Below are 26,139 nucleotides of genomic sequence, written 5' to 3' on the forward strand. Positions count from 1 at the left end.
GCGCTCAGGCGGCCATGTCGAGTTCGGGCAGCGGCAGTTCTTTCTCGACGTAGTCGTGATAGAGCGCCGTCGTATACAGCAGCCGCATCTGCGCGCCGATCTCGCAGATCTTCAGGCAGCGCTGCTGCAGTTCCGGCGTGTTGGCGTGCTCGAGCACGATCTGGTAGCCGCGCTCGCCGTGGATCTCGTCCGAGACGATATGCAGGTCGAAGAATTCGACTTCCTCGTCGGTGAACTGGTACTTGTCGCGCAGCGTCGGGGTCTGCTTGCGGTAGATCGACGGCACCTGTGACTCCAGCCCGACTACCAGGCCGGCCACCGCGACGATGGGGTCTTCACGCATGGCCACGGCGTAGCACCAGCTCTGCAGGCCGCGCGTGGTGGGCGACATATTGTCCGGGTCGATCACGCGCTCGCGGGTGGTGCCGCAGGCTTCCGCAAAGCGGATCAGCAGGTCGGTATGGCGGTCGCCGCCGATCTCTTCCTCATACATATTGGCGAGCAGGAAATCCTTGGCTTCGGTATAGCGGTCCGGCGTGCGCGCGTAGATGTAGCCCAGGTAATCCGCGAACGGGCCGACGTAGTGATAGTGGTTCTCGGCCCAGCGTGCGAGATGGGCGCGGGTCAGCTTGCCGCTGGCCCAGGCCACGCTGAACGGCGCCTTGTTGGCGCTCTTGCCTTTGATGGCTTCTTCGAGGGCGGCACGGAATGCTTCGCGGTTCATCAGTTCGGCCATGGCGGAGGCTCCTGGTTGGCGATGGGGGGCAATCAAGTGGGTTGGATGCCGGGGTCTCTTCGTGAATCGATCGACCCCTGCATTGTTGTATACTATATACAGTTAGTCAGCGACAACAAGGGCTTCGTTGACTAATCACGTAAGTGTTTACCCGGCGGCGGACCGGGCAATGCGACTCAGGCCGCGCGACGCTCCGCCGCGCCAGTGATCCGCGACCACGCGAAGCCCGCCAGCGCCACGTCCTCCAGCCCCACGCCGACTGACTTGTAGATCAGGATGTCGTCGTCCCGCTGGCGCGGCGACACCTTGCCCAGGACCACGTCGCCCAGTTCGACGATCTTCTCGTGCGGAAGGGCCTGCGGATCGGCCAGCACGATGTCGCCGGCCTCGCGCACGGACTGCGGGCGCCACTCGACCACCACGGCGGCGGCGCGGCGCAGCGCGGTGTCGTCCAGTTCACGCGTATGCGGCAGGCTGGAGCCGATGGCGGCAACGAAGGCGCCCGGCCGCAGCGACGCGCCCGCGAACAGCGGCGTTGTCGCGCGCGACGCCGTGACGACGATATCGGCCTCGGCCACGGCAGCATCGGGCTCTGTCAGCGCGACCGGGATGCCGCACAGGGCCGACAGCCGCTCCGGCATGCCTTCATCGGCGTGCGGATCAGACACCAGGATGCGCTCCAGCCCGAGCGTCGCGCTAAGCTGGCGCGCGTGTTGCACGCCCTGCATGCCGGCGCCGAACAGCGCCAGCGTGCGCGCACCGGGCCGAGCCAGCCGCTGCGCCGCAAGCGTGGTGCAGGCGGCCGTACGCAGGCGCGTGATGGCGCCGGCGTCGAACGAAGCTAGCGGGCGCCCGTCGTCGGCCGAGAAGATCAGGATGACAAAGGAGAACTGGCCGTTGATGGTCGTGTAGACCTTGGCGCCCGCCACGCCCTGCTGCGGGATCACCGCGCCCAGCGTGGACAGCTTGACGCCGCCCGCCTCGGTGCGGATGCGCTCCTGCATCGCGGCGTCGCCACGCCCGAAGCTGGAAAACGCTGCCTCCATGACCTGCCGGGCATCCTCCGGGCTGACGTGGGCATCGATCATCGCGTCTGTGATGTGCTGCATGGGGACTCCGCTGGTTGGGATGGGGACAGGGAAAGAGGGAGATCTCTGCGGGCCAGAGCCTCACGAAAAGGCAGTGCGGCCGAGCACACCGAGCGCCCCGGCAGCGCAAAGACCCAGCAGCAGCCGGCGCACCGCCCCGGGCGAAACGTGCCCGCGCAAGCGGTTCGACAGCGCGAAGCCGGCAAACAGGAATGGCGCAAGGGCCGCCGCCAGCACCAGTTGCGGCAAACCGAAGCGCCCCGCCATCGCCAGCATGGAGAGCGACAGCACTGCGCCGCCGGACAGGATGCAACCCATCGTGGCGCGCAGCGGCGCCGGCGCCATGTGCTGCATGACCAGCGCGAACGGGGGCGCACCGGCCGAAGTGATCGTTCCCATGAAGCCCGACAGGGTGCCGGCGATGGTCACATTGGGCGAGGTCGGCAGCAGGCGCCAGCCCAGCAGGCTCAGCGCCACGGCGGCAAGTATCGACACCGAGAACAGCACCCCCAGCGGACCCGGCGCCAGCCACGCCATGGTCAGCACTGCCGCCGCCCCGCCGAGCGCGCGCCCGATCAGGGCGAAGCCTGCGATGCGCCACGCGATCGCCTCCCGCTCACGCAGCGCGCCCATCAAGGAGAGACAGCAGCCCATCGCCAGCAGCGGTCCCGGCACGAGGTCGGGGAAGAAGATTGCCCCCAGCGGTGCCGAAAGCATCGCAAAGCCGATCCCGCCCACGCCTTGCAGGCAGGCGCCCACGAGGATGAGCGCACCCATCCATAGATAAGTGGTGACGGAGAGCCCGGCGGGAAGCAGGGAGAACAACGTGGCGGGCAAGGCAGAGGTCATGGCGGCAGGTCGAAATAGCGGCTTGGAAGGCGCGAATGAAGCGCGTCGGACGGACGGCCTCATAAGGGGCACGCCTCCTGCTTATATTGCTCGCACTTCGTGTGGAAGTCGCCGCAAAACGGTATACAGTCTACATGTCACAGCGGAGCCGAGCAAACGGTTTCATCCCGTCTGCGCACCACTTAAAGGACGTTCGCACCGTCGCAGGGCCAATATATGTGCGGCGTTCGGGCAACTTGCACCAGTCTGGTATAGGCGTAAGTCCGGATGAAAAACCTGTTGTCGCGAGTTCGCACTGGAATATAGTATACCGACACTGGGTTCCAGAACTGGTACGGAACCCAGGGCCCCACAACCCCTCCGCCCCCAGGGAGTCTTCATGTCACAACAAGTCGTGATCGGTGCCGCGCACTGGATCTATCTGTCAGGGGTAGCAGTCATCGTGTTGACGATGATCCTGCGCGCCAATGTTGTCGTCCCTTCCATCGTCGGCACCGCCCTGGTCGTGTTTGCGCTCACCGGCAGCCCGGTTTCGGCGCTGGGCGGAGTGTTTTCCGCGAGCCTGGTTGCCGCCAAGGAGCTGTTCAATATCTTCCTGGTGATCGCGTTCATGACGGCGCTGCTCAATGCGCTCAAGACGCTGCGCTCCGACATCCGCATGGTCGAGCCCTTCCGCGTGGTGATGAAGAACGGGCATTCGGCGTTCTTTATCTTGGCGGGCATCACCTACGTCATCTCCCTGTTCTTCTGGCCGACCCCGGCCGTGCCGCTGGTATCGGCGATCTTGCTGCCGGCCGCCATTGCGGCGGGGCTGCCGCCGCTGGCGGGTGCGATGGCGATCGCCATCGCCGGCCAGGGCATGGCGCTGTCGTCCGACTATGTGATCGGCGTAGCCCCCGGCATCAGTGCCAAGGCGGCCGGCGCAGCGGTGAGCGCCGCGGTGGTGGCCGATCGCGCGCTGGCGCTGTCGCTCATCACCGGCACTATTGCGCTGTGCCTGGCCTACCTGTCGATGCGCAAGCACATCGTGCCCGCCTGCGGCACCCTGCTCGACCGCTGGCAGGCGCGCGCCGGCGGCACCGCCGAGGCGCTGGAAGGCGGCGGCACCTTCGACAAGGCCGAGATCGCCAAGGGCACCGCCCACGCCGAGCCGCTGGCCACCGACAGCAATATCGAAGCAAGCCTGTCGATGGTGGCCCGGCGCCGGGTGAAGTGGTCGAAATGCTTCGCGATCGTGACGCCCGTCGCCTTCCTCGCCGTAGTCGCGGTCATGGTGCTGCCCAAGCTCGGCACTGGCGTGCAGGACCTCAAGGGCGGCGATGCGGCGGCGCTGGTCGGCGGCGTCGCGGCGGTGCTGATGCTGCTGGCGACGCTGGCCGCCGAAGGCCCGCGCCGCATGCTCGACGTGTGCCCGGAGCACATCACCGACGGCTTCGTCTTCGCCTTCAAGGCGATGGGCTCGGTGCTGCCGATCGCCGGCTTCTTCTTCGTCGGCGCCGGCGAAACCGCCGCGCAGATCCTGGGCCTGCCGCCGGGCAAGGCGCCGAGCCTGCTGTTCGAACTGATCCAGGCCTACCAGCACATGATCCCGGACAACCACGTGCTGGTCGCCTTCGGCGTGCTGCTGGTCGGCATGATCACCGGCATCGACGGCTCGGGTTTCGCGGGCCTGCCGCTGACCGGCACGCTGGCCGGCGCCCTCGGCCCGGTGGTCGGCTTCGACCCGGCCACGCTGGCCGCGGTGGGCCAGATGGGCGCGGTCTGGACCGGCGGCGGCACGCTGGTGGCGTGGTCGTCGCTGATCGCGGTGGCCGGCTTCGCCCGGGTGCCGGTGCTGGAAGCGGTGCGCGCGCTGCTGATCCCGGTGCTGATCGGGCTGGCCTGCTCCACCGTGGCCGCCATGGTGTTGTGGTCGTAGGCGGCCGCAAGTGCCGCCAGGCCGGACAGATTTCCCCGACTTCTCTTGACGCCGGGTGGGCGCCCCACCCGGCAGGAACCGCACGATGCCGACAGTCACTTTCCACAAGCAGGGCCAGACCTTCGTCGACGAGGTCAAGCCCCAGACCAACCTGGTCGTCCGCGCCGGGATTCGCCAGTTTCCCTACCCCAACCTGCGTTACGAGTGCGGCATGGGCAAGTGCTCCAAGTGCGCCTGCCGCGTGATCGCCGGCGCCGAACACCTGCCGCCGCCCAACTGGAAGGAAAAGAAGCAGCTCGGCGACCGGCTCGAACAGGGTTACCGGCTGGCCTGCCAGCTCTGGATCGAGCACGACATCGAACTGGCGCAGGACGACCTGACCAGCGCGGCCCCGGCCACCGCCGGCACCCTGGCCACGGCCAGCGCGGACGCCTGACATGTTCGTCCTCCTCACCAGCCGCCCCGGCCAGTTCCGCACCGAGCCCACCGCGGGCATGACCGCGGTCGAAGCGTACGACTACGTCTTCTATGGCAAGCGCACCGCACGCTTTGTCATCGCCGAACTGGCCGCCGATACCAAGGTGCGGGTGCTGGAAGAAACGCCGCCCGGCATCGTCAACCTGGTGTCGACCAAGTTCCTGGACAAGTACGCCACGCTGGAGGCCGCCCGCGCCGCGCTACGCGAGCTGGCCAGCTTCGGCAGCATGGACATCGCCCTGGTGCCCACGCCGGTCGCCGTATGCGGGCGGTGCTGATCCCCCGGCCCTCACGTGGTCACGCAACAAATTCATCGCCATGATCCAGATCACCTTCCTCACCAACCACGGCAAGACGGTCAGCGCGCCGGTCAACAGCAACCTGCTGCGCGTGTCGCTGCGCGAGCAAGGTGGCATCCCCTTCAAGTGCGGCGGCGGTTTGTGCGGCACCTGCAAGTGCCGCATCGAAAAGGGCCACGAGCACACCGACGCGGTCAAGCCGAAGGAAAAGAAGCTACTGGCGGAGGCGGAGCTGGCCGCCGGGTTCCGGCTGGCCTGTCAGACTTTTATCAATGGCGACATCGCGGTGTCGTGGCAGCCGAAGGAGGCGGTGCGCGCGTGATTGTGGTGGTGAGCGGCTGCTGAGGGTGGCTGACGGCGGAGGCCCTCGCCAGGCGGCCGCGTCAGGCATGGGGCTTACGATGGCCCAAACACCAGAGCGGCTAGTACGAGCTTTCCGTCATGTACGCGTAACGCGTACATAGTGAAAAACCAGACAGAGCCGGCTACCTCACCGCCGCCGCGCCCCCACCAGCCCCGCCACCTCATCCAACATCGCCATATCCACCGGCTGCGACAAATCCAGCGCCAGCGTATGCCGGTAATACGGACTGAGATCCAGCCCCACCCCCAACCCCAGCACTTCGACGTCCCGCAGCGCCTCATGCCGCGCCACCACCGCCTTCAGGTGGTTGTCGAGGTAGCAGGCGTCATTGGCCTGCCCGGTCGCGGTATCCATCGGGCTGCCGTCCGATACCACCAGCAGGATGCGGCGCACCTTGCCGGTGGCATGCAGCCGCGCGCAGGCCCACTCGACCGCCTCCCCGTCCACCCCTTCGCGGAACAGGTCGGCCTTGAGCAGCGCACCGATATCGGTGCGCGCACGCCGCCAGCTGCGCTGCGCATCCTTGACCACCATATGGCAGGTCTCGTTGAGCCGGCCCGGATGCGCCGGGCGCCCGCGCGCCAGCCAGTCGGCGCGGGCGCGGCCGCCGTTCCAGGCGTTGGTGGTGAAGCCCAGCACCTCGGTGGCGACGCCGGCCTGGTCGAGCGCGCGGGTGAGCATGTCGATCAGCAGGGTCAGCGGCTCGGCCTGCGCCTTCATCGAACCTGAGCAGTCGATCAGGAAGCCCACCACGCAATCCGCATGGGCCTTGTGTGCTTCACGGCGGAAGAGCCTGCGCTCGGCAGGCGAGCTGACCAGCTGCGCCAGGCGGCGGCCGTCGATGCGGCCGCTTTCCTCGCCGAAAGACCAGCCGTCCACGCGCGGTTGCGCCAGCGCCGCGCGCAGCCGGCGCGCGAGTCGTGCGATGTTGACGCCGGCGCGGGCGATGCGGGCGTCGAGCCGCGTGCGGTACTCGTCCAGCAGCGCGCGCCGTACCAGGGTGGCGGCGCGCACCTCGCGGTCGTAGCGCGTGGTGAAGGCGCGGTAGCCATCGGTGGCCTCGGCCAGTACGCGGCTGTGGCCGCTATCGGCGAGGGCGAAGTCTTCCGCGGGCGGTTCGTCGAAATCGAGCCACAGCGCAAACCCCGCGCGCGCGGCGGAAGCGGCGTTGTCGTCAGCCTCGCCGGCACGTGGCGCTTCGGTACGAACCATTTCCGCCACTGCGCGGGCGAGCGCCAGTGCATGTGCCGCATAGGCCGACTGGTCATGCCGACAAGCACGCAGCCCGACCAGCGATGTGCCCAGCACGGGCACGATGGCGGCGCGCGTGGCTTCGATCAGGTCTTCGGTCTCTTCCAGCACCGGCTCGCCGGTCAGTCGCGACCATGCGACCTGCGCCACAGTGTAAAGCAGGATGCCGAGATGCCCTTCAGTCAGACCGGAGCGATGGAACGCCCGCGACCACGCCATGAAGCGATGGCGCAGGTTGGCCGCCACGCCCGCCATGCCGCGCGGCAACCGCGTCTCACAACGCAGCTGTTCGAGCAGTTCGAACACCAGGCGCTCGACCGGATCGGCGGGGCAAAGCCGGCGATGCAGCGCGGCATCGGAATGCGCCTGGCGCAGCGCCGCGCCGTCAGCGGCGCCACGCAGGCACGTGGCGGTATCGGTTTCCGGATCGGTACGCAGGTGCGGCGCATGCTGCGGCACCGGCCGCATCGCGCGCCAAAGCTGCCCGTCGCGGAAATGCAGCGCGGCGTCGCCCGTCAGCGCGCGCACGGCGGCGCCGGACAGTTCATCCTGCCGCTGGCGCCGGCGCAGTTGCTGCGCGGCCGCGGCGGCGCTCATCGCGCGGACTCCGACTCGGCGGGCGCTGCGGCGGCTTCGCCGGGCAGGTGGCCGAAGCAGCGCTGGTAGTACTCCGCCACCACCGGCCGCTCGGCCTCGTCGCACTTGTTGAGGAAGGTCAGGCGGAACGCCAGCGCGGGATCGTGGAAGATCTGGCAGTTCTCGGCCCAGCTGATCACCGTGCGCGGCGACATCAGCGCCGACACGTCGCCCGCCGCAAACCCGCGGCGCGTCAGCCCCGCCAGCGCCACCATCGCATCGACCAGCGCGTGGCCGGCATCGTTGTCGAGCTCGGGCACGCGCGCCAGCACGATGCCGGCCTCCTCGTCATGCGGCAGGTAGTCCAGCGTGGCCACCACGTTCCAGCGGTCGATCTGCGCGTGGTTGAGCAATTGCGTGCCGTGGTAGAGGCCGTTGACGTTGCCGAGCCCCACCGTGTTGGAAGTGGCGAACAACCGGAAAGAAGGATGCGGCCGGATCACGCGGTTCTGGTCGAGCAGCGTGAACTTGCCGTCGCGCTCCAGGATGCGCTGGATCACGAACATCACATCGGGGCGGCCCGCATCGTACTCGTCGAAGATCAGCGCCACCGGCCGCTGCAGCGCCCACGGCACGATGCCCTCCTGGAACTCGGTCACCTGGCGCCCGTCGCGCACCACGATGGCATCCTTGCCGACCAGGTCGAGCCGGCTGATATGCCCGTCCAGGTTGACGCGCACGCAGGGCCAGTTCAGCCGCGCGGCCACCTGCTCGATATGGGTCGACTTGCCGCTGCCGTGCAGCCCCTGCACCATCACGCGCCGGTCGCGCATGAAGCCGGACAGGATCGCCAGCGTCACCTCGGGCTGGAAGCGGTAGGCCGGGTCGATCTCCGGCACGTGGTCGTCGCGCTGGCTGAAGGCCGGCACCATCAGGCCGGAATCGATGCCGAACACGCTGCGCACCGGAATCATCCGGTCCGGCTTGCCAAACTGGTCTTGCGTCACCTCTTGCTCCTCGTTGCTTGTCGCCATGCCTTGCGCAGCGCGACCAGCGGAGCAAACCGCGTGACGCCGTGCGCGCTATTCGTCCTCTTCCGCGCCGCCGTGCCAGGCGCTGGCACTGTCGGCCTCGATCGCCGCCAGCGCACCGGCTGCGCGCTGCAGTGCGGGCAGCAGCTGCAGCGCTTTGTCGCGCGCCACGCGCATCACAGGGGCCTGCAGCGCCAGTCCCAGGTTGGATTTGCCGCCGTCCGTGGCCGGCACCAGCACGCCGATGCAGACCAGCCCGGGCAGGAACTCCTCGTCGTCCATCGCGTAGCCGTCGCGCTTCACGCGCTCCAGTTCGGCTTCCAGCTGCGCGTGGTCGGTCAGCGTGTTCTGCGTGTAGCGCTCCAGCTCCACGTGCCCCAGCAGCCGCTGCCGCTGCGCCGGCGCCAGTTGCGCGAGGAACAGCTTGCCGGTGGCCGAGCAATGCGCCGGCACGCGCGAGCCCGGATGCAGGTAGAAGCGCAGCGGCGCCGCCGTCTCCACGCGATCCAGGTACAGCACTTCGCCGCCCGAGAACGCGGTCAGGTTGCAGCTCTCGCCGACCTCTTCCACCAGCCGCCGCAGCACCATGTGGCGCGCGCCGTGCGAGGTGCTGTTGAGCAACAGGTTCTCCGCCAGCCGGCGCAGCCGCAGGCCGGTGCCGTATTGCCTGCCGTCGCCGTTGCGCTGGATCAGGCCTGCGGCTTCCAACTGCTGCAGCATGCGGTGCAGCGTGGGCTTGGGCAGGCCGGTCTCTTCCACCAGCGCCTGCAGGTTGAAGGCCTGGTCCTTCTCGGCGATGACTTCGAGCAGGCCGAACAGCCGCAGTGCCGGCGTGTCTCCGTCAGGCTTGGCGTCACTTTTGGTGAGGCGCATATCGTTCATGCCTGGCTCCATCATAGGTAAGTTTCATTTTCAGAGTCAAATCATATCAATTATCGAAACTTCTGGTTGACCTTCCACGGCCGACGGCCTACATTCCAGCAAAAGAACTATTTTTTGGAACTTATGGTTCCGATTTTTAAGCGAACACCGGAGACGAGTCGACATGGACGGATAGCCGATCCCTCCCGGGATTGCGAACACTGAACCGACCACGGCCCCAGGCTGGCACAGGCTGGTAATTACTGCCCCGCCACCTATACAGAAGAGAAGCCGTGGCGCCTGCCCAAAACGCTGTACTGGCTGCAACGCAGTACCGGCAGCAAGCGCAGCACAGGAGACACAACATGATTCAACAACCCCAGTCCGGCAACGGGCTATCCCACGGCCTCAAGCAACGCCACATGACCATGATCGCCCTCGGCGGCGTGATCGGCGCGGGCCTGTTCGTCGGCAGCGGCGTCGTCATCAAGTCGGCCGGCCCGGCCGCGGTCCTTTCCTTCCTGATCACCGGCCTGCTCGTGGTGCTGGTGATGCGCATGCTGGGCGAGCTGGCCTGCGCCATGCCCGGCGGCGGCTCCTTCTACGAATACGCGCGCGAAGCCTGGCGCGACCGCCCGGCGGTGGGCAACCTCGCCGGCTTCCTGACCGGCTGGATGTACTGGTATTTCTGGGTCATCGTGGTGGCGCTCGAAGCCGTGGCCGGTGCCGACCTGGTGCGCTACTGGCTGCCCGACGTCCCCAACTGGATCATCAGTCTCGTCTTGCTGGTGATGCTGACGCTGACCAACCTGGTCTCGGTCAAATCCTTCGGCGAGTTCGAGTTCTGGTTCGCGTCGATCAAGGTGGCCGCGATCATGGTCTTCCTGTTCGTCGCGGGCGTCTATGTACTGGGCCTGGCCCCGGGCGCGCATGGCATGCAGGTGGCCAACCTGACCGCCAACGGCGGCTTCATGCCCCACGGCATCGTGCCGGTGCTGACCGGTGCGGTCGCGGCCACGGGTTTCTACTTCGGCGCCGAGATCGTCACCATCGCCGCCGCCGAAACCGCCGAGCCGCAGAAGGCCGTGGCCAAGGCCACCAACTCGGTGATCACGCGCGTGCTGGTGTTCTATGTCGGCTCGATCCTGCTGGTGGTGTGCCTGGTACCGTGGAATTCCACCGGCATCGCCACGCCGTATGTCAGCGCGCTGAACGTGATGGGCGTGCCGGCCGCCGCGCAGATCATGAACGCGATCGTGCTGACCGCGGTGCTGTCGGCGCTCAACTCTGGCCTGTATGCCTCGTCGCGCATGCTGTTCGCGCTGACACGCCGCGGTGACGCGCCCAAGTCGCTGGCCCGCGTGAGCCGCAACGGCGTACCGACGCGCGCCATCCTGATGGCCACGCTGTTCGGCTACGTTGCGGTGGTGATGTCCTATGTCTCGCCCGATACAGTGTTCGCCTTCCTGGTCAACTCGTACGGCACCGTCGCGATCTTCGTCTACATCCTGATCGCGATCTCCCAACTGCGCCTGCGCGCCCGCCTGGAACGCGAAGCCCCGGAGCGGCTGCGCGTGCGGATGTGGTGCTATCCGTATCTCACCTATGTGGCGATCCTGGGCATGCTTGGCATCGTGATCGCGATGGCATTCATTCCCGACCAGCGCACGCCGCTAGCCCTGGGCGTGGTCAGCCTGGCGATCCTGCTGGTGGCGTACGCGGCGCGGCAACTGTTTCGTCGTGGCGTGGATCCGGTAGTGCCGCTGGCAGAGATGCCCCGACCGGACCTGCACGAGTATTGATGTCTGACGCGGCGCGCCGGTGCAGTATGCTGGCGCGCTTCGCCGTGTCGCCTGCCGCCCCATGAGCCTCAAGTCCCCCACCACGATGTGGTTCCAGCTGTTCCAGCAGCACGCGCTGTCGGGCCTGAGCCTGCAGGGCAAGATCCGCCAGATGCTGGTCTCGGCCATCCTCGACGAGCAACTGCCGCAGGGCGAGCCGCTGCCCAGCAGCCGCGAGCTGTCGGCGCAACTGCGCGTGGCGCGCAATACGGTGGTGCTGGCCTACCAGCAGCTGGTCGATGAGGGCTACCTGGTGGCGCGTGAGCGCAGCGGCTACTTTGTCAACCCGGAGATCCTCGGCACGCGCGTAAGCGGCGTCGCCTCGCTGCGCGGCGAGCCGGTGCCCGCGCGTGCGGGCGAACCCGACTGGGAGCGGCGCTTCGTGTTCCGCCCCACGCAGCAGCGCAATATCGTCAAGCGCGCCAACTGGCGCGACTATCCCTACCCCTTCCTCTACGGCCAGTACGACCCCGTGCTGTTCCCCACCGCCGACTGGCGCGAATGCTGCCTGAAGGCGCTCAGCGTGCTCGACATCCACGACTGGGCGCAGGACATGATCCTGCGCGACGACGAATCGCTGGTGCAGCAGATCCGCACGCGCGTGCTGCCACGCCGCGGCGTGTGGGCCGGCGCCGACGAGATCGTGGTGACGGTGGGTGCGCAGCAGGCGCTGTACCTGCTGGCCGACCTGCTGGTCAGTCCCGACACGCCGCTCGGCATCGAAGACCCCGGCTATCCGGATGCGCGCAATATCTTCGGCTCGCATACCTCGCAGCTGGTGCCGCTGCCGGTCGACGGCGACGGCCTGGTGTTGTCCGACGCGCAGCGCGCTTGCGACTACGTCTACGTGACCCCCGGCCACCAGTGCCCCACCACGGTCACCATGCCGCTGGCGCGGCGCCAGGCGCTGCTGCGCCAGGCCGAGGACGCGGACTTCGTGCTGATCGAGGACGACTACGAAAGCGAGAGCCGCTTCGAGGGCGACCCTACCCCCACGCTCAAGAGCCTGGACCGCAGCAACCGCGTGATCTACGTCGGCAGCCTGTCCAAGAGCCTGGCGCCGGGGCTGCGCATCGGCTATATCGTCGGGCCAGCGGCGCTGATCGCCGAGTTGCGCGGCGCGCGCCGGCTGATGCTGAGGCACCCGTCGGCCTATATCCAGCGCGCGTTCTCGCTGTTCCTGTCGCTCGGACACTATGACGCGCACCTGCGCCGGCTGTCGGCGGCGCACCGCGAGCGCGCCGATGCGGTGCTGGCGGCGCTGGCCACGCATATGCCCGATTTCCGGCCCGTGCCGATCGCCGGGGGCGCCTCTTGCTGGATCGAAGGCCCGTCGTGGCTCGATGCCGATGCGCTGGCGCGGCTGGCGGAGCTGCAGGGCGTGCTGATCGAGCCGGGCAGCGTCTTCTTCATGGCGGAGCCCGCGCCGCGCAACTGCTTCCGGCTGGGCTACTCGTCGATCTCGCTGGACCGCATCGAACCCGGCATCCGCGTGCTGGCCTGCGTGGCGCGTGAGCTGCAGGCTGCCGCCGGCAGCGCACCTGCCGTCACTTCCCGGGCGCGCCCCGCCGCCTGATCGCTGGCGGCGTCGCTGGCCCAAGCGATTGTCCCGAACTGGCGCTACAGCGCGACGCCCGGCTTCCCTATCCTCGAGTCATGGCCGGTCCTGGACGGATCGGCAGACTACACTCAGGAGACCAAGCCATGTCCGACCAGAACCACAACGCCGCCGGCATCGAACTGCTGCAGGCCTTCAACGACGCCTGGAACCGCCACGACCTCGACGCGCTGATGGGCTTCATGGCCGATGACTGCGCCTTCCACGGCGTGGCCGGGGGCGAGCTGCTGGGCCGCAGCTTTATCGGCCGCGACGCGGTGCGCGAAGGCTTTCAGCTCGCGTGGCAGACCTTCCCGGACGCGCAATGGGTCGATGGCGAGCACTTCGTCGCCGGCGCCCGCGGCGTCAGCGAATCGACCTTCCGCGGCACCCGTACCGACGGCGCGCGCATCGAGGCGCGCATGGTGGACGTCTTTACCTTCCGCGACGGCAAGATCGCGGTCAAGAACGCGTACCGCAAGGACCGTCCGCCCGTAGTGGCTCCCGCAGCCTGAGAACAGGAGACGCGCCATGCAAGCCGTAGTCCCCCGCAGTGTCCTGGCCGGCGAGCACTCGACCGCGCCAGCCCGGCCGTACGACCCCGCCTACGACCCGCTGCACACCCCCACTCCCGGACACGGGCGCGAATACGCGCCGACCTACTGGATCGGCACCGCCGGCGAGCCGCCCGCCGACGACGGCCCGATCACGCATGACATCGACGTCGATGTGGCGATCATCGGCTCGGGCTTCACCGGCCTGACCTGCGCCATCTTCCTGGCGCAGGAGTACGGCATCAAGGCCACCGTGCTGGAAGCGAACCGCGTCAGCTGGGGCTGCAGCACGCGCAACGGCGGCCAGGCGCAATGCGCGTCGGGGCGGCTCAAGCGTTCGCAATGGATCCAGCGCTACGGGCTCGATACCGCGCTGCGCCTGCATGAAGAGATCTGCGCCGGCATGGAGACCTTCAAGGGCCTGATCAAGGACATCGAGTGCGATCCGCAGCCGGGCGGCCACCTGTACATCGCGCACCGCGACAAGGTGATGCCCACGCTGGAGAAGGAAGCCAAGGTCCTGCGCGAAGTATTCAACTACGACGCGCGGATCCTGGATGCCGACACCGTGCGACGCGAATACGTCGACGACAAGGAGGCCGCCGGCGCCATGCACGAACCTGAAGGCATCGGCATCCACGCCGGCAAGCTCGCCTTCGGCTACCTGCGGCGCGCGCGCGAGCTCGGTGCGAAGGTGCATCCGTCCAGCCCGGTGACCAGCTGGGAAACTCGCAACGGCGTGCATTACCTGCGCACGCCCGGCGGCATCGTGCGCGCCCGCGCCGTGGGCGTTGCCACCGGCGGCTATACCTCGCAGACGCTGCATCGCGAACTCAAGAACCGGCTGTTCCCGATCCTGTCGAACTCGATCGTCACGCGCCCGCTCACCGCCGAGGAACGCGCAGCGTGCAACTTCCGCACGACGCAGGTCATTACCGATACGCGCATCCTGCGCCACTACTACCGGCTGATGCCCGACGGCCGCCTGCAGATCGGCAGCCGCAGCGCCATCACCGGCAATGACGCGCCGCAGGAACAGTACAAGCAGAAGCTGATCGGGGATATGTATCGCAAATTCCCGGCGCTGCAGGGTATCCAGGTCGATTACTCGTGGTGGGGCTGGGTCGATGTCAGCCACGACATGATGCCGCGCATCACGCAGCCGGATCCGGCGCAGTCGATCTACTACGCGATGGGCTATGGCGGCAATGGCGTGATGTACTCCGCGCAGGCTGGCAAGCGGCTGGCGGCGTTGATTGCCGGCAAGGCCTCCGCGCTGCCGGAACTGCCGATCTTCCGTTCGCCGCTGCCGTTCCCGAATGTGCGGGAGATGGTGGAATCGCAGATGTTCGCGCCGTTCCGGAGGATGGGGCAGCGGGTGCTTTACCACTGGTATCACTTGAAGGATGACGTGTTGTGAGCGGTGTGTGGCGGCATTGCTTGCCGGAAGCGCCTGCACTTGCCGACGCCCGTCTTGAACGTTCCCCTCTCCCGCTCGCGGGGTAGGGGAGCAAGCCCGCAGTCGCAGTACGATCCTACCCTGTCGGATTCCACCGACACCCAAACCGGACCCCACCGCCTCCACAGCCCGCACAGCGCCGCAGTATGATTCCCAAGTCTCCCGCCCCGGGAGCATCGCGGCCGCCCGCTGGCCGCAGTGCATCAGGAGGCACGCTTGGACCCAGCCCGGCTCCTGCAGGCTGAACCCGCCCCCGCCGGCGACCTCATCGTCGCCCGCCCGGAGGGCCTCTATTGCCCGCCCGGCGACTTCTATATCGACCCTTGGCGCCCGGTCGAACGCGCCGTCATCACCCACGCCCACTCCGATCACGCGCGGTTCGGCCACGGGCAATACCTGTGCTCGGAACCGGGCCGGGGCGTGCTGCTGGCGCGCCTGCCCGGCATCCACCTCAATACCCTGCCCTACGGCGAGCGCATCACGCACCACGGCGTCACGCTGAGCCTCCACCCCGCCGGCCACGTGCTGGGTTCAGCCCAGGTACGCCTGGAATACCGCGGCCAGGTCTGGGTGGCCTCCGGCGACTACAAGCTCGAAGCCGACGGCACCTGCGACCCGTTCGAGCCGGTGCCCTGCGACACCTTCATTACCGAAAGCACCTTCGGCCTGCCGATCTACCGCTGGCCGCCACAGGCCGCGCTGATGGCTGAAATCTTCCACTGGTGGCAAACCAACGCGCAGGCCAGCCGCGCCAGCATCGTCTACGCCTACACCTTCGGCAAGGCGCAGCGCATCCTTCATGGCCTGCTGCGCCATGCCGGCGCCGACGGCATGCCCGGCCCGGTAGTCGTGCATGGCGCGCTGACCATGCTCAACGCCGCCTATGCCGAAGCCGGCGTGGCGCTGCCGCCGATGGCGCTGGCCACGGAGCTGCCGCCGCGCAGCCCGCTGCTGCGGCAGACACTGGTGGTGGCGCCGCCATCGGCGCAACGCTCGACGTGGCTGCGCCGCTTCGGCGACGCGTCCGACGCCTTCGCCAGTGGCTGGATGCAGCTGCGCGGCACACGCCGGCGCCGTGGCGTGGATCGCGGCTTTGCGCTGTCCGACCATGCGGACTGGCCCGGGCTGCTGACTGCCATCGACGCCACCGGCGCCGGCCGAATCATCGTGACCCACGGCAACGTGCCGGTGATGGTGCGGTACCTGAACGAACGCGGCTGGCAGGCGCAGGCCTTCGACACCGAATACGGCGACGACGACGAATCGGCGCGCAGTGAAACGCAGGCTGCGGAGACCCCTGACACCAGCAACGAAGAGGCGGCGCCATGAAGGCGTTCGCCGACCTTTACGCCGCGCTAGACGGCACCACATCCACCAAGGCCCGGCTGGCCGCACTGGTCGGCTACCTGCGCGTCGCACCGCCGGAAGACGCCGCCTGGGCCGTGTACTTCCTGGCAGGCGGCAAGCCGCGCCAGATCGTGCCGGTGTCGCTGCTGCACGAACTGGCGCGCCAGGCCGCGGACCTACCCGACTGGCTGTTCGAGGAGAGCTACCAGGCCGTCGGCGACCTCGCCGAAACCATCGCCCTGCTGCTGCCCGACCCGATGGATGCCGACCACGCCGGCCTGGCGGAATGGGTCGAGCAACGGCTGCTGCCGCTGCGCGGACTGCCGCCGGAGGAACTGATGCCGCGCCTCGACACCCTGTGGCGGCCGCTCGACGCGCACGGCCGGCTGGTGCTGTTCAAGCTGATCACCGGCGCCTTCCGCGTCGGCGTGTCGCGGCTGCTGGTGACGCGTGCGCTGGGTGAAGTGGCGAGTATCGATCCCAAGCGCGTGGCCGAGCGCATGGTCGGCTACACCGACCTGTCGGCCCGGCCCGATGCGGCACGATTCCTCGCGCTGCTCGCGCCAGAGAGCGACGACAACCGCGAATTGCGCGCCAGCGGGCAACCTTACCCGTTCTTCCTGGCGCATCCACTGCAAGCACCGGTCGAGCAGTTCGATATCGTGCTCGGCGAGCCGGCAAACTGGCTGGTCGAATGGAAATGGGACGGCATCCGCGCGCAACTGGTGCGCCGCGGCGGCCAGACCTGGCTGTGGTCGCGCGGCGAGGAACTGATCACCGAACGCTTTCCGGAAATCCTGCAAGCGGCCGAACACCTGCCTGACGGCACCGTGCTCGACGGCGAGATCGTCGTCTGGCAACAGGGCCGCGTGCAGCCGTTCGCCTTGCTGCAGCAGCGCATCGGCCGCAAGACGCTGAGCGCCAGGCTGCTGCGCGAGGCGCCCGCCATCCTGATGGCCTATGACCTGCTCGAATGGGAGGGCGAGGACTGGCGCACCCGCCCGCAGGCCGAACGGCGCACGCGCCTGAAACAGGTGGTGTCGGACTACGTCCATCCCTCGCTGGAGCTCAGCCCGCTGGTCGAGGCCGAAAGTTGGGAACACTTCGCGCGACTGCGCGATGCCTCGCGCGAACTTGGCGTCGAAGGCTTCATGCTGAAGGCCGCCAGTGCCGCCTACGGCGCCGGGCGCACCAAGGACGCAGGCGTCTGGTGGAAGTGGAAGATCGACCCGTATTCTGTCGATGCGGTGCTGGTCTACGCGCAGCGCGGACATGGCCGCCGCGCCAGCCTCTACACCGACTTTACCTTCGCGGTCTGGAATGCCCCAGCCGGCACGCCCGACCGCGCGCTGGTGCCGTTCGCCAAGGCATATTCCGGCCTGACCGATGAAGAGATGCGCGCGGTCGACGCGATCGTGCGCCGGACTACGGTAGAGAAATTCGGCCCGGTGCGCAGCGTGGAGCCCACGCAGGTATTCGAGCTCGGCTTCGAGGGCATCGCCCGCAGCGGTCGCCACAAGAGCGGCATCGCGGTGCGCTTTCCGCGCATGCTGCGCTGGCGCACCGACAAGCCCATCGAAGAAGCCGACACGCTGGCCACGCTGGAAGCAATGCTGCCCGGTACCGCTGCGCCGCGGGAGGATGCGGCATGAGCCCGCCGCGCGGTGCCGGACGCGGAAGGCGTCCGGCGCGTGCCGAACGTGGGCCTCCTGTTCTAGGAGGTCTTCCGCAAGCACGATCCCGGCAACCTGCTGCTCGGCCAGGCCGAGTGCGAGGTACTGATGCAGGAGCTGGATACGCACCGGCTGGCCGATACCCTGGAGCGCCTGTCGGCGCTGAGGCGTTCGCGCTATGCCATATGCCCGGCGTTTCGCCGCATGGCTACGTGCTGGCCGGCCACCTCCACCCGGCTTGCCGCCTGCGCGGTGCGGGCGCGGACAGCCTGCGCCTGCCCTGCTTCCTGTTCGGCCCGCGCGGCGCCATCCTGCCCGCCTTCGGCGCCTTCACCGGCCACGCCACGGTGCGGCCGCTGCCGGATGAGCGCGCCTATGTGGTCGGCGGCGGCCGGGTCTGGCCGGTGGGGCTTTCCGCTCAGAACAGGGTATAGCCGCCGTCGATGACGAAGGTGTCGCCCGTGTGATAGGCCGACGCCGGACTCATCAGGTAGACCGCGATGCCGGCGAAGTCGCTGCCCTCGCCCCAGCGGCGCATCGGCACGCGCTTGTGGACCATCTCCTGGAACGCGTCGTTGGCCTGCGCCGCGCCGGTCATCTCGGTCGTGATCCAGCCCGGCAGGATCGAATGGGCGCGAATGCCCTTGCGCGCGTACTCGACGGCCAGCCCGCGCATCATGGAGATCACGCCGCCCTTGGTCGCGGCATAGTGTTCCGAGCGCGGCGCGCCCTCGATCGCCGCCACCGACGCCGTGGTGCAAAGCAAGCCGCCCTCGCCCTGCGCCAGCATCTGCCGCACCGCGGCTCGCAGCGTGAAGAAGGCGCCGTCCAGGTTGACGCGCATGGTCTTGCGCCAGACCTCCGCCGTCATGGCGTCGAACGGGCTCTTGTTGCCGCCGACGCCAGCATTGGCAAAGCAGCCGTCGATGCGGCCCAGCGCGGCGATGGTCCGCTGCATGGCGCCATCGACCGCCTGTTCGTCGCCCACGTCGCAGACCTCGGTATGCACCTTGCGGCCGTGCTGCTGCAGCCGGTCGGCCGCCGCAGCATTCTTGTCCGCGTTGGTGCCCCAGATTGCAATATCGGCACCGGCCGCAGCCAGCCCTTCGGCAATGCCCAGGCCGATGCCGCCGTTGCCGCCGGTCACCAGCGCCACTTTGCCTGTCAGGTCAAACGGGTGCTTGCTCATGTCTCTCTGTCTCCTCGGGGTGGTCTGTTGCTGCCTTGGTCGGACATTGTTGACATGGCGGGCGGCAAAGCTCGTCGTCGGAATGGATGAAATTTGGGTGTGCGGTGGAGCGGGCCGCCGTCGCTTCGGACGGGGGAGAGAGGACAAGCGTGGCTGTAGCCACGCTGCAATGGGGATATGCCCAGCCTGAACCGGCTGGGCTATTTTTCATTGCGTGTACCGCGTGGGGCGCGAGGCACTCAAGCGCCCATCACGCTGGGGGCTATCGCAATCCGAAGAAACTGAGTACGGCGAGGATGATTACAACAGCTCCAACAAGCCAGACTATATTCATGACAGCTCTCCTTGTTCCAAATGTATCGGCGCTAGTGAGGTCGAAAACCGACTGACGCCCTTTTGCACGTGGAAGGTCGTATTGGGGGACTCGTCCAACCTCGCGCCGGCGATATGCCCATCGCTATCAGAAGCCCCGCAACATTCGTGCCGAAGCGGAACTGCTGCATCTGCCTTAGCTCGCAGTGCAATTCTTCGCTAGCACCAGCAATTAAGCCGGTCAGGAATCCTCTTATTACAAAGAAGACGGGTTTTAATTACAAAGCCGTGGTATTGGCGTCTTGCATTGACTGCTTTACGCTGCCCCCGACGCTGAAACTGCACATCTTGGGTTCGGCGCGCTCACCAATCTCCGTGGCGCGGCGTAGTGCGAGTCGTTGAAGCGCGCGGTTTCCTAGGCCTGGGCGGGGCGGGCAACGGCCGTCGAATCCTGCCGTGATTCGCACTATGATGCCCACATCCCCAACCCCCGGTTGCCAATCATGGACAAGGCCCGCGTCCTCACCCTCTTCCTCGGCGTCGTCCGTGCCAATAGCTTCCATCGCGCGGCGGTCGAGGCCGGCGTAACGCCCCAGGCCGCCAGCAAGGCCGTGCGCACGCTGGAAGACCACCTCGGCGTACGCCTGCTCCACCGCACCACCCGCAAGCTCAGCCTGACCACCGAAGGTGCCCGCCTGTTCGAACTGGCCGCTCCCGGCATGCGCCAGCTCGACGAGGCGCTCGAACTGGTCCGCAGCAGCAGGAGCGACGACGACGGCCTGATCCGCCTGACCGCGCCACCGTCGATCGGCAGCCGCGTGCTGGTGCCGCTGGTGCGAGGCTTTCGCCAGCAGTACCCCGGCATTACCTTCGACGTGGTGCTGAGCGACCTCTTCACCGACCTGGTCGAAGCCAAGATCGATGTTGGCTTCCGCGTCGGCACCAGCCCCGGCCAGAACCTGGTGGCGCGGCGGCTGTGCGACCTGCCGCTGGTCATCTGCGCGTCACCGGACTACCTGGCGCGGCACGGCGAGCCGGCCTCCCTCGACGAGTTGCTGCGGCACCAGTGCACCGGCTTCCGGCGTCCCTCGACCGGGCGCATGGTGCCTTGGGAGCTGCAGGTGGGCGGCGACCTGGTCTACCAGGAGGTCCCTGCGGTGGCGAGCTTCAATGACGTCGAAACCGAGGTCGAGGCGGTGCGGTCCGGCATGGGCATCGGCCAGTTGCCTGCCTACATGATCCACGCCGACCTGGTCAGCGGACGGCTGAAGCCGATCCTGCCGGGGTACAGCAGCAGCAATGTCGGTATGTATATGTACTACCCGCATCGCAGCCAGATGCCGGTGCGGGTCCGGCGGTTTATCGACTTTGTGGTTGAGGCGAGCCGGGGCGCGGAGCAGGCGCTGTCACGGCTGGTGGGACTTTTGCCGTGAACCGTCGCCCTTCGACCATCGGCAACCATGAGTTGTCATTGAAACGCCATTCCTCTCCCTAGTGCTACGGTCGCTCCACGCATAGATTGGTCTCAACGGCGGCTGCACAGCGCCATCCCGGAACTCACCGGGACGCACGCAGCAGCCACCGTCCCTCTCTTCATTCGATGACCAGTCTTCAGGAGCGACATCATGATTGCCCAACTCGCACGCACCCTTGTTCCCGCCGCCGTCTCGCTGGTGGTCGGCGTCTCCCTGCAGAACGCGAACGCGGCTCAGGCCGCTGACGTGCCGGCCGCCGTGGCAGCGCGCACGCATGACGTCTTCACCGACGGCCAGCGGCAGGGCCGCTTCGACACCTTCTCCGAAGGCGCGCATGGCAGTGCTGCCGCAGCGCTCGTCGCCGGCCTGGACCGCAGCGGGGCCTCGGCCACGCCGGCGCGGAAGTTCGATCCTTACACCGATGGTGCCCGCGCGGTCGAAGGCGATCCGCGCCTGCGCGGCCCCGCGTTGAATAGCGTGCCGGCGTGGGTGTGATCCCCCGATCCGAAGTCGACGCAATGCGTCAGGGCAAGCCCTGAACGGCTGACTCCGATCTCCGGACAAAACGCCTGTCCAGACGCCCTGCCTCGCCCTTTCAATTGACTTTTTCTCAACCGAAAAGGCCGGAAATATCGTTTGTCGCGCAGCCCGCCGACGACAACTATTACGCCAAGGCCAACCAACAGGAGACAGCCATGTCAGACCAGCCCTATCCGCTCTGGAGCGCGGAACCCGTCCCCCACCTGATTGCCTCGCGCGACCGCGCCAGTGGCGAATGGATCTTCCCGGCGCTGCCGGCCGATTCACCGCTCGCCGCCAGCCACGACAACGTCACCATCCGCGGCTCCGGCGTGGTCTACAGCTTCACCGTGATCCATCCCGCGCCCAAGACCGGCCAGCCGCCCTATGCGCTGGGCTATGTCGACTTCGTCGGCCCGGTGCGCATCTTCGGGCGCCTCCAAGGCAAGGCGCGCCCGGTCATCGGCGACCGCTACGAGGTGCGCCCCGACGCCGAATTCGGCTATGTCTTCGAGGCCGTCACGGCCTGACCGATCGAGAAAAGGAAAGGTAAGCAACATGCAGGACATCTACATCCACGGCGGCGCAATGACGCCGTTCGGCCGCCACCCCGGCGTGCTGGCGCCGGAACTGGCGCAACAGGCCATCCTCAAGGCGCTGGCCGATGCCGACGTGCCGGCCAGCCGCATCCAGGCGGTGTATTGCGCCAACGTGCTCGGCGGCATGATCCTGGGCCAGCTGATCGTGCGCGACCTGGGCCTGAAGGGCATCCCCGTCTACAACATCGAGAACGCCTGCGCCAGCGGCGCCACCGGTGTGCACCTGGCGCGGCATGCGCTGCTGGCCGGGCAATATGACACGGTTCTGGTGTTCGGCATCGAGCAGCTCACCGCGCTGGGCGGCGGCACCATCCCGCTGCAGCGCAACGACCACAAGACCGAGCTCTATGCCAAGGCCGGCATGGTATTGCCCGCGGTGTATGCGATGCGCGGCACGCGCTTCCTGCACGAGCGCGACGCGTCACCCGCTGACCTGGCCGAAGTGGCGGTCAAGAACCGCTACAACGGCTCGCTCAATCCTTACGCCCAGCAGCGCAAGGCCACCACGGTCGAAGAAGTGCTGGCCTCGCGCATGATCGCCGACCCGCTGACGCTGCTGCAGTGCTGCCCGTCGCAGGTCGATGGCGCGGCCGCGCTGGTGCTGAGCACGCGCCGCCCGGCGCAGGCGCGCCCGGTCAAGGTGCTGTCTTCGGTGGTGGTGTCGGGCCTGCGCGAGGAAGCCGACGACGACATCCTCGACGCCGAGATCACCGCGCGCGCCGCGCGACAGGCCTATGAACAGGCCGGACTGGGCCCGCAGGATGTCGACGTGGTGGAGCTGCACGACGCCTTCACCATCGCCGAACTGCTCTACTACGAAGCGCTGGGGCTGGCACCGCAAGGCGAGGCGGTGTCGCTGCTGAAGTCCGGCGCGACGCGCCTGGGCGGCCGCGTGCCGGTCAACCCCAGCGGCGGCCTGCTGGCCAAGGGCCATCCGCTCGGCGCCACCGGCGTGGCGCAGATGGTGGAGATCCTGTGGCACTTGCAAGGGCGCGCCGGCGAGCGCCAGGTTGACGATGCCCGCATCGGCCTGACCCAGTGCACCGGCGGTGGCATCGCGGGCGTGGACCACGCCGCCTCTTCCGTCCACCTGCTGGGAGTCTGAGATGGGTACACAACGATTCGATCCCACGCATGTGGCCGTGGTCACGGGCGCCGCGCGCGGCATCGGCCTGGGCATTGCCACGCAACTGGCGCGGCAGGGCCTGACGGTGGCGCTGCTGGACCGCGATGGCGGCGCGCTTGACGAGGCGGTCGGCGGACTGGCCGCCGCAGGGCTTAACGCCTTCGGCGCCACCGTCGACCTGACCGATTCCGCCGCCGTCAACGACGCGTTTGCGCAGGTATCGGCACGCGCCGGCCGGATCGACTACCTGGTCAACAACGCCGGCGCCGTGCGCGACATGCGCTTCCTGAAGATGACCGACGAGGACTGGGACCTGGTCATCGATACCAACCTGCGCTCGCAGTTCCTGTGCTGCCGCGCGGCGCTGCCCGGCATGGTCGAGCGCGGCTACGGGCGCGTGGTCAATATCTCGTCGCGGGCCTGGCTGGGCGGCTTCGGGCAGGCCAACTATTCTGCCGCCAAGGGCGGCGTGGTCAGCCTGACGCGCTCGCTGGCGATCGAGTTCGCGGCCAAGGGCATCACCGTCAACGCGGTCGCGCCCGGCATCGTCGATACACCGCTGTTTCAGGCCTTTGCGCCCGAGGTACAGGCCCGGCTGCAGAAATCGGTGCCGGTGCAGCGCATCGGCACGGCCGACGATATCGCCAACGCAGTCAGCTTCTTCCTTGACCCGCAATCGTCCTACGTAACCGGGCAGACGCTCTACGTGTGCGGCGGGCGCAGCCTGTCGTCGCCGAGCGTGTAAGGAGGACGCCATGACCATCCAACGCCATATCGAAGGGGCGGTCGCCGTGCTGACCATCGACCGGCCCGAGGCGCTCAATGCGCTGGACGTGAACACGCTGCGCGAACTGCGCGCGCAACTGGCCGAAGTGCGCGACCGCGTCGACCTGCGCGTCGCGGTGCTGACCGGCGCCGGCACGCGCGCCTTCTGCGCCGGGGCGGACCTGAAAGGCACGCGCACTTCACCCGCCACCTACCCCGAAGCGCTGTTCCGCGCGCCGGAGCAGGCGGTGGACCTGGGCCTCTATATCCGGCTGATGGACCTGACCGACCTCGGCCTGAACAAGCCGCTGATCGCGGCGGTCAACGGGCACTGCCTGGGCGCGGGGCTGGAGATCGCCTTGCAGTGCGACTTGCGGATTGCGTCGGCGCAGGCCAGCTTCGGCCTGCCCGAAGCCGCGGTCGGCTCGATCCCGGCGGTCTCCGGCCTGCATCGGCTGCTCAAGGCCGTGCCGGCGGCCCACGCGATGCAGATGGTGCTGACCGGCGAACGCATTGACGCCGCGCATGCCGCGCGCATCGGCCTGGTCAGCGAGACGGTGGCGCCCGATGCCTTGCTCGACCGTGCCCTCGTTCTGGCCGCACGCATCGCCGCCAATGCACCGCTGGCCGTCCAGGCGGTCAAGAAGCTGTCGCGCCAGACCAGCCACCTCAGCGAAGCCGATGCGCAGCAGCTGACCGAACTCTACTGGGGCGTGCTGCGCGATACCGCCGACCGCACCGAAGGCCGCCAGGCATTCGCCGAAAAGCGGCAGCCTCGCTACACGGGCCGCTGAGCGGCCCCACCATAGCTAGACAGGAGACAACCATGGCAGGAATTTCCCGATTCATGCGCGCGGCGCTGGCCGGCGTGCTCGCAGCCACGGCGCTGGGTGCGGGGGCGCAGGCCCCCTTCCCCACGCAGAAGCCGATCACCCTGGTGGTGCCGTTCGCCCCCGGCGGCGGCAACGACATCCTGGCGCGGGTGATCGCGCCCAAGATGGGCCAACTGCTCGGCCAGACCATCGTGATCGAGAACAAGCCGGGCGCGGGCGGCAACCTCGGTACCGATTACGTCGCCCATGCGGCCCCGGATGGCTACACGCTGGTGATCGCATCCGGCCAGGTCACCATGAACCCGTTCCTCGGCATGAAGGTGCCGTTTCGGATCGAGCGCGATTTCGAGCCGGTCGGGCTGATCGCGTCGGTGCCGATCATGCTGGTCGCCAATCCCGACCAGCCGTTCCGCACGCTGCAGGAGTTCATCCAGTTCACCCGCGCCAATCCGGGCAAGCTCAGCTACAGCAGCCCCGGCCCCGGCACCCCGCAGCACCTGGCCGGCGAGGTGTTCGCCAAGCTGAACAAGACCGAACTGCTGCACGTGCCCTACCGCGGCACCGGCCCGTCGATCACCGACCTGATGGGGGGCCAGGTTCAGATCTCGTTCGCCACCTTTGCCTCGTCGATCCAGTACGTGCGCGCCGGCAAGCTGCGCGCGCTGGGCATTGCCGGCAAGAAGCGCAGCAAGCTGATGCCGGACCTGCCCACCTTCGCCGAAGCCGGCATCACCGGTTATGACGCGGAACTCTGGTACAGCATGCTGGCACCGGCCCACACGCCGAAAGCCGTGGTCGACAAGGTCAACGCCGCGCTGGTGGCCGCGCTAAAGTCGCCCGACGTCGCCGAGCAGCTGACCCGGCAGGGCTTCGAGGCGCAGGCCTCCACGCCGGCCGAACTCAAGGCCTATATCAGCAAGGAAATGTCGCGCTGGCAGCGCGTGATCCAGGACAACAACATCAAGGTGTCCCTATGAACGCCCCTAATGAACGCCATGTCCTGCCGCCCACCGACAACCCGCTGCTGGACTACCTGGGCATCCGCCTGGCCAGCGTCGGCGATGGCCGCTGTACCTTCGAGCTCGATATCGAGCCGCGCCACCTGAACCGGCAGGGCAGCGTCCAGGGCGGCGTGACCGCCACCCTGCTCGACGCCGCCTGCGGCTACGCCGGCCTGCCCACAGGCCCCGACGGCGCGCTGGGCCACGCGGTGACGGTGATGCTGAACATCAGCTACCTCAGCAAGGCCAGCGCCGGCCGGCTGCGCGCCACGGCGACGGTGACCCGCGCCGGCAAGAGCCTGTACTTTGCCTCGGCCGAACTGGCCACCGATGCCGGCGTGCTGGTGGCCACCGCGCAAGGCACGTTCAAACGATCCCGCACCCTTCCGGAGACCTGAC

26 protein-coding genes are annotated in these 26,139 nt (G+C 67.9%); 19 read left to right on the top strand and 7 right to left on the bottom strand.

All coding sequences use genetic code 11. The features are described from left to right. Nucleotides 1-4 precede the first annotated feature (4 nt). The 3 genes from AC10V3_RS31015 to AC10V3_RS31025 form a co-directional block, all read right to left on the bottom strand. The gene (locus AC10V3_RS31015; RefSeq protein WP_010810360.1) at nucleotides 5-736 is read right to left on the bottom strand and encodes an iron-containing redox enzyme family protein; all 732 of its coding nucleotides are present in this window, start codon (nucleotides 734-736) and stop codon (nucleotides 5-7) included. Between the two features lie 176 nt (nucleotides 737-912). Beyond that, nucleotides 913-1,845, bottom strand: coding sequence for an ornithine cyclodeaminase family protein (locus tag AC10V3_RS31020; RefSeq protein WP_022539215.1), 933 nt, complete (start codon nucleotides 1,843-1,845; stop codon nucleotides 913-915). A 60-nt stretch (nucleotides 1,846-1,905) separates the two neighbouring features. Continuing rightward, on the bottom strand, nucleotides 1,906-2,601 hold the full coding sequence (locus AC10V3_RS31025) for a sulfite exporter TauE/SafE family protein (RefSeq protein ID WP_051369981.1): 696 nt from the start codon (nucleotides 2,599-2,601) through the stop codon (nucleotides 1,906-1,908). 451 nt (nucleotides 2,602-3,052) lie between these two features. On the opposite strand from AC10V3_RS31025, the gene AC10V3_RS31030 reads away from it, so the two are divergent. The 4 genes from AC10V3_RS31030 (at nucleotide 3,053) to AC10V3_RS31045 (ending at nucleotide 5,689) form a co-directional block, all read left to right on the top strand. Beyond that, entirely contained in the window at nucleotides 3,053-4,591 is a 1,539-nt protein-coding gene (locus tag AC10V3_RS31030) for a hypothetical protein (protein WP_490923879.1), read from the top strand. Nucleotides 4,592-4,676: 85 nt separating this feature from the next. Continuing rightward, nucleotides 4,677-5,027, top strand: a complete 351-nt coding sequence (locus AC10V3_RS31035; protein WP_022539218.1) for a 2Fe-2S iron-sulfur cluster-binding protein — start codon at nucleotides 4,677-4,679, stop codon at nucleotides 5,025-5,027. Nucleotide 5,028: 1 nt separating this feature from the next. Beyond that, entirely contained in the window at nucleotides 5,029-5,346 is a 318-nt protein-coding gene (locus tag AC10V3_RS31040; RefSeq protein ID WP_022539219.1) for a hypothetical protein, read from the top strand. 40 nt (nucleotides 5,347-5,386) lie between these two features. Continuing rightward, entirely contained in the window at nucleotides 5,387-5,689 is a 303-nt protein-coding gene (locus AC10V3_RS31045) for a 2Fe-2S iron-sulfur cluster-binding protein (protein WP_022539220.1), read from the top strand. Between the two features lie 168 nt (nucleotides 5,690-5,857). Here the strand turns inward: AC10V3_RS31045 and AC10V3_RS31050 are convergent, their stop codons facing one another. Genes AC10V3_RS31050 through AC10V3_RS31060 form a run of 3 tightly spaced genes read right to left on the bottom strand, consistent with a single transcriptional unit; the run spans nucleotide 5,858 to nucleotide 9,471 of the window. After that, nucleotides 5,858-7,579 carry a cobaltochelatase CobT-related protein gene (locus tag AC10V3_RS31050; RefSeq protein WP_022539221.1) on the bottom strand — a complete coding sequence of 574 codons (1,722 nt, stop codon included), beginning with the start codon at nucleotides 7,577-7,579 and terminating at the stop codon, nucleotides 5,858-5,860. Then, the gene (locus tag AC10V3_RS31055) at nucleotides 7,576-8,592 is read right to left on the bottom strand and encodes an AAA family ATPase (protein ID WP_041681828.1); all 1,017 of its coding nucleotides are present in this window, start codon (nucleotides 8,590-8,592) and stop codon (nucleotides 7,576-7,578) included. Before AC10V3_RS31055 ends, AC10V3_RS31050 begins: the two co-directional genes overlap by 4 nt. A gap of 48 nt (nucleotides 8,593-8,640) precedes the next feature. Further along, the gene (locus AC10V3_RS31060) at nucleotides 8,641-9,471 is read right to left on the bottom strand and encodes an IclR family transcriptional regulator (protein ID WP_022539223.1); all 831 of its coding nucleotides are present in this window, start codon (nucleotides 9,469-9,471) and stop codon (nucleotides 8,641-8,643) included. Between the two features lie 344 nt (nucleotides 9,472-9,815). Between AC10V3_RS31060 and AC10V3_RS31065 the strand changes: the two genes are divergently transcribed. From AC10V3_RS31065 to AC10V3_RS31095, 7 genes are all read left to right on the top strand, one after another. Continuing rightward, nucleotides 9,816-11,252, top strand: a complete 1,437-nt coding sequence (locus tag AC10V3_RS31065) for an amino acid permease (RefSeq protein ID WP_022539224.1) — start codon at nucleotides 9,816-9,818, stop codon at nucleotides 11,250-11,252. 61 nt (nucleotides 11,253-11,313) lie between these two features. Further along, nucleotides 11,314-12,867 (top strand): MocR-like pyridoxine biosynthesis transcription factor PdxR, encoded by a 1,554-nt coding sequence (gene pdxR, locus AC10V3_RS31070; RefSeq protein ID WP_041681829.1) that lies wholly within the window; start codon nucleotides 11,314-11,316, stop codon nucleotides 12,865-12,867. Nucleotides 12,868-12,995: 128 nt separating this feature from the next. Further along, nucleotides 12,996-13,403, top strand: a complete 408-nt coding sequence (locus AC10V3_RS31075; RefSeq protein WP_022539226.1) for a nuclear transport factor 2 family protein — start codon at nucleotides 12,996-12,998, stop codon at nucleotides 13,401-13,403. Between the two features lie 16 nt (nucleotides 13,404-13,419). Then, nucleotides 13,420-14,862: an NAD(P)/FAD-dependent oxidoreductase gene (locus AC10V3_RS31080; protein ID WP_022539227.1), complete on the top strand. Its 1,443-nt coding sequence runs from the start codon at nucleotides 13,420-13,422 to the stop codon at nucleotides 14,860-14,862. A gap of 237 nt (nucleotides 14,863-15,099) precedes the next feature. Then, the gene (locus AC10V3_RS31085; protein ID WP_454753368.1) at nucleotides 15,100-16,230 is read left to right on the top strand and encodes a ligase-associated DNA damage response exonuclease; all 1,131 of its coding nucleotides are present in this window, start codon (nucleotides 15,100-15,102) and stop codon (nucleotides 16,228-16,230) included. After that, the gene (locus AC10V3_RS31090; protein ID WP_022539229.1) at nucleotides 16,227-17,900 is read left to right on the top strand and encodes an ATP-dependent DNA ligase; all 1,674 of its coding nucleotides are present in this window, start codon (nucleotides 16,227-16,229) and stop codon (nucleotides 17,898-17,900) included. Before AC10V3_RS31085 ends, AC10V3_RS31090 begins: the two co-directional genes overlap by 4 nt. A gap of 206 nt (nucleotides 17,901-18,106) precedes the next feature. Next, entirely contained in the window at nucleotides 18,107-18,355 is a 249-nt protein-coding gene (locus tag AC10V3_RS31095; RefSeq protein ID WP_349608889.1) for a metallophosphoesterase family protein, read from the top strand. Here the strand turns inward: AC10V3_RS31095 and AC10V3_RS31100 are convergent. After that, complete coding sequence (locus tag AC10V3_RS31100) at nucleotides 18,340-19,110, bottom strand: SDR family NAD(P)-dependent oxidoreductase (protein WP_022539231.1); 771 nt, start codon at nucleotides 19,108-19,110, stop codon at nucleotides 18,340-18,342. The genes AC10V3_RS31095 and AC10V3_RS31100 overlap by 16 nt on opposite strands. An 815-nt stretch (nucleotides 19,111-19,925) precedes the next feature. Here AC10V3_RS31100 and AC10V3_RS31105 point away from each other — a divergent pair. The 8 genes from AC10V3_RS31105 (at nucleotide 19,926) to AC10V3_RS31140 (ending at nucleotide 26,138) form a co-directional block, all read left to right on the top strand. Beyond that, entirely contained in the window at nucleotides 19,926-20,855 is a 930-nt protein-coding gene (locus AC10V3_RS31105) for a LysR family transcriptional regulator (RefSeq protein WP_022539232.1), read from the top strand. A 192-nt stretch (nucleotides 20,856-21,047) separates the two neighbouring features. Next, nucleotides 21,048-21,392, top strand: coding sequence for a hypothetical protein (locus tag AC10V3_RS31110; RefSeq protein ID WP_022539233.1), 345 nt, complete (start codon nucleotides 21,048-21,050; stop codon nucleotides 21,390-21,392). A 200-nt stretch (nucleotides 21,393-21,592) separates the two neighbouring features. Then, the gene (locus AC10V3_RS31115) at nucleotides 21,593-21,946 is read left to right on the top strand and encodes a Zn-ribbon domain-containing OB-fold protein (protein WP_022539234.1); all 354 of its coding nucleotides are present in this window, start codon (nucleotides 21,593-21,595) and stop codon (nucleotides 21,944-21,946) included. 28 nt (nucleotides 21,947-21,974) lie between these two features. Further along, a complete protein-coding gene (locus AC10V3_RS31120; RefSeq protein ID WP_022539235.1) occupies nucleotides 21,975-23,120 on the top strand; it encodes a thiolase family protein in 1,146 nt (381 codons plus the stop codon). A 1-nt stretch (nucleotide 23,121) separates the two neighbouring features. After that, the gene (locus AC10V3_RS31125; RefSeq protein WP_022539236.1) at nucleotides 23,122-23,886 is read left to right on the top strand and encodes an SDR family oxidoreductase; all 765 of its coding nucleotides are present in this window, start codon (nucleotides 23,122-23,124) and stop codon (nucleotides 23,884-23,886) included. Nucleotides 23,887-23,896: 10 nt separating this feature from the next. Then, nucleotides 23,897-24,700, top strand: a complete 804-nt coding sequence (locus tag AC10V3_RS31130) for an enoyl-CoA hydratase/isomerase family protein (RefSeq protein WP_022539237.1) — start codon at nucleotides 23,897-23,899, stop codon at nucleotides 24,698-24,700. A gap of 32 nt (nucleotides 24,701-24,732) precedes the next feature. After that, entirely contained in the window at nucleotides 24,733-25,716 is a 984-nt protein-coding gene (locus AC10V3_RS31135; protein WP_022539238.1) for a tripartite tricarboxylate transporter substrate binding protein, read from the top strand. Next, complete coding sequence (locus AC10V3_RS31140) at nucleotides 25,713-26,138, top strand: PaaI family thioesterase (RefSeq protein WP_022539239.1); 426 nt, start codon at nucleotides 25,713-25,715, stop codon at nucleotides 26,136-26,138. The genes AC10V3_RS31135 and AC10V3_RS31140 overlap by 4 nt, the downstream gene beginning before the upstream one ends. Nucleotide 26,139: the final 1 nt, after the last annotated feature.

The sequence above is a fragment of the Cupriavidus sp. PB-02 genome (genome assembly GCF_058252315.1).

Bases quoted from the DNA above. Each gene is read 5' to 3' on its own strand.
- AC10V3_RS31015 (WP_010810360.1), bottom strand. From the start codon at position 736: ATGGCCGAACTGATGAACCGCGAAGCATTCCGTGCCGCCCTCGAAGAA.
- AC10V3_RS31020 (WP_022539215.1), bottom strand. From the start codon at position 1,845: ATGCAGCACATCACAGACGCGATGATCGATGCCCACGTCAGCCCGGAG.
- AC10V3_RS31025 (WP_051369981.1), bottom strand. From the start codon at position 2,601: ATGGGTGCGCTCATCCTCGTGGGCGCCTGCCTGCAAGGCGTGGGCGGG.
- AC10V3_RS31030 (WP_490923879.1), top strand. From the start codon at position 3,053: ATGTCACAACAAGTCGTGATCGGTGCCGCGCACTGGATCTATCTGTCA.
- AC10V3_RS31035 (WP_022539218.1), top strand. From the start codon at position 4,677: ATGCCGACAGTCACTTTCCACAAGCAGGGCCAGACCTTCGTCGACGAG.
- AC10V3_RS31040 (WP_022539219.1), top strand. From the start codon at position 5,029: ATGTTCGTCCTCCTCACCAGCCGCCCCGGCCAGTTCCGCACCGAGCCC.
- AC10V3_RS31045 (WP_022539220.1), top strand. From the start codon at position 5,387: ATGATCCAGATCACCTTCCTCACCAACCACGGCAAGACGGTCAGCGCG.
- AC10V3_RS31050 (WP_022539221.1), bottom strand. From the start codon at position 7,579: ATGAGCGCCGCCGCGGCCGCGCAGCAACTGCGCCGGCGCCAGCGGCAG.
- AC10V3_RS31055 (WP_041681828.1), bottom strand. From the start codon at position 8,592: ATGGCGACAAGCAACGAGGAGCAAGAGGTGACGCAAGACCAGTTTGGC.
- AC10V3_RS31060 (WP_022539223.1), bottom strand. From the start codon at position 9,471: ATGAACGATATGCGCCTCACCAAAAGTGACGCCAAGCCTGACGGAGAC.
- AC10V3_RS31065 (WP_022539224.1), top strand. From the start codon at position 9,816: ATGATTCAACAACCCCAGTCCGGCAACGGGCTATCCCACGGCCTCAAG.
- pdxR (WP_041681829.1), top strand. From the start codon at position 11,314: ATGAGCCTCAAGTCCCCCACCACGATGTGGTTCCAGCTGTTCCAGCAG.
- AC10V3_RS31075 (WP_022539226.1), top strand. From the start codon at position 12,996: ATGTCCGACCAGAACCACAACGCCGCCGGCATCGAACTGCTGCAGGCC.
- AC10V3_RS31080 (WP_022539227.1), top strand. From the start codon at position 13,420: ATGCAAGCCGTAGTCCCCCGCAGTGTCCTGGCCGGCGAGCACTCGACC.
- AC10V3_RS31090 (WP_022539229.1), top strand. From the start codon at position 16,227: ATGAAGGCGTTCGCCGACCTTTACGCCGCGCTAGACGGCACCACATCC.
- AC10V3_RS31095 (WP_349608889.1), top strand. From the start codon at position 18,107: ATGCCCGGCGTTTCGCCGCATGGCTACGTGCTGGCCGGCCACCTCCAC.
- AC10V3_RS31100 (WP_022539231.1), bottom strand. From the start codon at position 19,110: ATGAGCAAGCACCCGTTTGACCTGACAGGCAAAGTGGCGCTGGTGACC.
- AC10V3_RS31105 (WP_022539232.1), top strand. From the start codon at position 19,926: ATGGACAAGGCCCGCGTCCTCACCCTCTTCCTCGGCGTCGTCCGTGCC.
- AC10V3_RS31110 (WP_022539233.1), top strand. From the start codon at position 21,048: ATGATTGCCCAACTCGCACGCACCCTTGTTCCCGCCGCCGTCTCGCTG.
- AC10V3_RS31115 (WP_022539234.1), top strand. From the start codon at position 21,593: ATGTCAGACCAGCCCTATCCGCTCTGGAGCGCGGAACCCGTCCCCCAC.
- AC10V3_RS31120 (WP_022539235.1), top strand. From the start codon at position 21,975: ATGCAGGACATCTACATCCACGGCGGCGCAATGACGCCGTTCGGCCGC.
- AC10V3_RS31125 (WP_022539236.1), top strand. From the start codon at position 23,122: ATGGGTACACAACGATTCGATCCCACGCATGTGGCCGTGGTCACGGGC.
- AC10V3_RS31130 (WP_022539237.1), top strand. From the start codon at position 23,897: ATGACCATCCAACGCCATATCGAAGGGGCGGTCGCCGTGCTGACCATC.
- AC10V3_RS31135 (WP_022539238.1), top strand. From the start codon at position 24,733: ATGGCAGGAATTTCCCGATTCATGCGCGCGGCGCTGGCCGGCGTGCTC.
- AC10V3_RS31140 (WP_022539239.1), top strand. From the start codon at position 25,713: ATGAACGCCCCTAATGAACGCCATGTCCTGCCGCCCACCGACAACCCG.